The following is a 4,040-nucleotide window of genomic DNA, read 5'->3' as shown; positions in this document are numbered from 1 at the left end:
GACTTGCTAATAATTCTGCTCCCATTTCGGGGATTTTATCACAAATAATTTTGAAAATTGGGTCATGACGTAAGTAATTACTATCATTGGTGTCTTCATATCCTGCTGCTATTTGATAGATTCTTTGACTTACTAACTGAAACAGCGGTGCGACCCCGCGCCTTTGTAAGGCGCAAGGGAACGCGCACCAAGAGAGTGAATGTTTGACTTTATGTTGTTCTCTATTATCTTCTAAGCAAGTTGAAATTCCTTGAGCAACTTTCAGATTTCCTTCTGCTTGCTTAACCAATAACAATCCTGCATCTGAAGTTAAGTCTAGTCCCGAAAAATTGACCTCCAATGGTTTCTTTACTTTAAAATTAAAGGGCAGTTTTTCTGAAGACTTTTTCATTGACTATTGATTGATTTATCTAACCTTTATCTCTTTCTTTATTCTAGGCTAAAATAAACTTTTTGTAAACGATTTTTGATAGTTAGATAATCAATAGTTAGTAATAGATAAAAATTACAGACTGTTATTGGGGTCAAATCTATATATTCTTTATGGTACAAGGCTTTCAGGCTTTTTCTTAATGCTCTCATGAATAATGCAGGTTAACTATTACAATACTAGCCAAGAAGGAAATTTCCCATCTGTGTCTAGCTTGATTCTTAATTTTCACCAATACTATAGACCTCTTGCAAAAGTCTTTTATGGTATGATTAAGGATTATGCTTTTAAAATCTATGCTCATTGTTCAAATCAGGAATACAGCAAAAAGCAACGTTTGCGGTCAGCTTCGCTGTGCCTTTGGCAGCGCCAAATTTCCCAAAAGATGACTGCAAAAAATTTACTATCAAGGAACTTTAGAATTTTGGAATAACCCTTCATCATACCACGAATTATTTTTGCAAGAGGTCTATTGGTTTAAAATTTAGTTAATATTAATATTGAGAATGTTTGTATTACGAAAACTAGCGAACCCATGATTACAGCTAAACTTTAACTAATGCAAATATACATAACTTTACTTTATGAAGATAAACATAGTAGTCTTGCAAAGATCAAAGGTTTTGCTCCATAATTATACTTTTTTAAAAAGTTTTACAACGGAACCATCTATTAAAAAAATTCTTAGAATATGCACAAAAAAAACTGTTTTCGTTTACTGCCTTCTTTTTTTAGCGTAGGGCTTTTTGGCTTATCTTTTTGGACAATTCATCAATATTTTCATCATTATAACGTTCAAAACTTTGAGCAAAGCTTATCGGCAGTTTCTCTATCTAATTTTCTTGGGGCGATCGCTTTGACAAGTCTCAATTATTTAATAATGACGGGATACGATTACCTCGGATTAATGTATGTAGGTCATACTCTTCCTTATCCAAAAACCGCTTTTGTTGCTTTTATTTGTTCTGGAATTAGTCAGAATGTGGGATTTCCTGTATTAAGTAGTGGCATGATTCGTTATCGTTTCTATTCGACTTGGGGGTTATCTCTCGTGGATATTGCTCAGGTATCTGCTTTTTGCGATCTCAGTTTTTGTTTGGGTTTGTTTGCTGTCGGAGCAATTATTTTTTTAAACGAACCATTGGAAGTTCCTAATTTATTACATTTACCGTTCAACTCGGTTCGACCATTGGGGGAACTTTTTATAGTCATTGTTTTTAGCTATTTATTCCTAACACTTATTCGTCAAAAACCTCTTAAACTGGGAAAATGGAAATTACCTCTGATCAGCTTTAGATTAGCTGTTAGTCAGTTAGTTGTAGCAACTCTAGATTGGTTATTAGCGGCAGCGGTTTTTTACGCTATTTTAAGCCATTCTATTCCTTTATCCTATTCAGCTTTTTTAGCTATTTTTATGTTAGCTCGCATGGCAGAATTAGTGAGTAATGTCCCAGGAGGTGTGGGGATTTTTGAAGTCGTTATTCTTGTCTCTCTATCCCAGTTTATTGCTTCTAAAGAATTATTTGGTTTTTTGTTGATCTATCGTGGAATTTATTATTTTATTCCTTTGATATTATCAGGTTTATTGTTCGGAAGACATGAAGTCAAACAGGTTCTTAAGAAAAAGTAAAGATACCTCTTTCTGTTAAAATCTGTGAATAAAATGCTGAAAATCCTTAGATCAAGGCATTTAGTATGTTTAACTTTTGAATAATATTAAAACCCTTATTTATCTTTTAGCCTTATGAACCTTGAACAACTCCTCTCTCTACTAAGAAGAAAGAGGCATTCTCTCAAAAACAAAGTTCTTTTTCGTTTTTTTGGGTTATTGGTTGTATCTATACTGATCGTTCAGTGTGGCAGGAACTTACCCACTTTGAGAAACTCTCCTGTTACCCTCACCACTTTATTGATTGCCGAAGAAGTGGCAGAGTGGCAACCCTTCGTAGCGGAGTTTGAACGAACCCATCCCCATATTCGCATAAATCTAGTAGAAGGCCCGAATGCCACCGATCAGATTGAAGACCTTTATACTTCCTCTTTTTTATTAGGAAATGCTCCCTACGATTTAGTCTTTATGGATATTATTTGGGTACCAAAGTTTGCTGCAGCTGGTTGGTTGTTGGATTTGTCGGAGCGTATTCCAGAAGCTGAATTATCGACTTTTTTAGAAGGAGATATTGAAGGAGGCCGCTATCAAGGAAAACTTTATCGAATGCCTTTGCGCTCAGATGCGGGAATGCTTTACTATCGTAGCGACTGGTTAGAACAAATCGGTGCTGAACCTCCAGAAACTTTTGATGAGCTTCTCCAAATCTCTAAAACCATACAAAACAAAGGGTTATCTAAATGGGGATACCTTTGGCAAGGAAAGCAGTATGAAGGATTAGTGGCAATGTTTGTCGAAATTTTACACGGATATGGAGCTTTTTGGATTAATCCAGAAACTTTAGAAGTCGGACTAGATCAACCAGAAGCTCTCCAAGCTGTTAACTTTCTTGGTCAAACTATCTCAGAAGGGATTTCCCCCTCTGGAGTAACCACTTATGATGAAGAAATTACTCGTCGCCTATTTCAAAATGGGGAAGCGGTTTTGTTACGAAACTGGCCTTATGTTTTTCGTCTAGCTTCCGAACCTGATTCTCCGATTAAAGGAAAATTTTGGATTAAACCCATGGTTCACGCCCCAGGAAAATCAAGTGGTGCCTGTCAGGGGGGATGGGGACTTGGTATAGCAAAGAGTAGTTCTCACCTTGAGTCAGCTTTGGAGTTTATCAAATTTTTCACCAGTGAGGAAATCCAACGCCAGTACGTGCTGGCAACGGGGTATGTTCCTAGTCGTCGTGGGTTGTTGAATGACCCAACTATTGTGACAAAATATCCTTACTATCCTCAATTATTAGAAGTGTTAGAAAACACCGTCTTACGCCCCCCTATTGCTCAATATTCTGAAGCTTCTGATATTTTGCAACGTTACCTTAGTGCGGCGTTGACTGGTACAATGAGTCCTGAAAATGCGATGAAGCAAGCAACCAGGGAAACGCAAGAATTATTAAAATTATAGAAGACTTGAAGAGAAGCGCACCGGCTCTTCCAAGAATATGGGGTAAAATGTAGCGGTAGCTACGTTTTATCTCTCTAAAGCCAATAGACTTGTCCGAAAATTAAATTTGTGGGAAAAAAGAGAAGGAAATCAAGATACTCTCGTTACAGTTAATGACCAATCATGACCGAATACATTAGACTTGTCCGAAAATTAAATTTGTGGGAAAAAAGAGAAGGAAATAGAGATACTCCCGTTACAGTTAATGACCAATCATGACCGAATACACCCGTCAACACCCTCAGTTAGCCAAGCAAATAATCGGACTAGTAGGTTATCAAGTTTGTATTGAGGGATAAAGTCGCTTCAGTTTTATACGAGCGTCGGGGGTGGTAAATCGCCAATTAATCGAACTAGCTTTTTGATTTCTCTCTTCTTCCCAAGCAGAAATTTCTAATTTAAGAGTATCTTTATCGGGAATACGACGATTAAGACACTGACTATTTAAAACACTTAACCTGTATTATTCATGAAGAAAAAACAAAACCTAAAAAATAAGGAATTGGC

The 4,040-nt window shown here is 36.6% G+C and carries 3 protein-coding genes and 1 pseudogene; 2 read left to right on the top strand and 2 right to left on the bottom strand.

Annotated elements, in window-relative coordinates:
- Window positions 1–391 (bottom strand): transposase (locus P9B04_RS15895; protein ID WP_342055965.1); only part of this gene is annotated, 391 nt, incomplete at its 3' end.
- Between the two features lie 730 nt (window positions 392–1,121).
- On the opposite strand from P9B04_RS15895, the gene P9B04_RS15890 reads away from it, so the two are divergent.
- Both P9B04_RS15890 and P9B04_RS15885 read left to right on the top strand, forming a co-directional pair.
- The gene (locus tag P9B04_RS15890; RefSeq protein WP_342055964.1) at window positions 1,122–2,060 is read left to right on the top strand and encodes a lysylphosphatidylglycerol synthase domain-containing protein; all 939 of its coding nucleotides are present in this window, start codon (window positions 1,122–1,124) and stop codon (window positions 2,058–2,060) included.
- 246 nt (window positions 2,061–2,306) lie between these two features.
- Window positions 2,307–3,494, top strand: coding sequence for an ABC transporter substrate-binding protein (locus P9B04_RS15885; RefSeq protein WP_342055963.1), 1,188 nt, complete (start codon window positions 2,307–2,309; stop codon window positions 3,492–3,494).
- 316 nt (window positions 3,495–3,810) lie between these two features.
- On the opposite strand, the pseudogene P9B04_RS15880 reads toward P9B04_RS15885, so the two are convergent.
- Window positions 3,811–3,990: pseudogene (locus P9B04_RS15880) on the bottom strand (IS630 family transposase); the annotation flags it as partial.
- Between the last annotated feature and the right edge of the window lie 50 nt (window positions 3,991–4,040).

Source organism: Crocosphaera sp. Alani8 (genome assembly GCF_038442745.1).
In the GTDB taxonomy this organism is placed as follows: domain Bacteria; phylum Cyanobacteriota; class Cyanobacteriia; order Cyanobacteriales; family Microcystaceae; genus Crocosphaera.
Note: the sequence above shows the minus strand (reverse complement) of the source record. Positions and strands in the feature narration are given on the sequence as shown.

Coding starts and splice junctions, on each gene's coding strand:
- P9B04_RS15890 (WP_342055964.1), top strand. CDS start 1,122: ATGCACAAAAAAAACTGTTTTCGTTTACTGCCTTCTTTTTTTAGCGTA.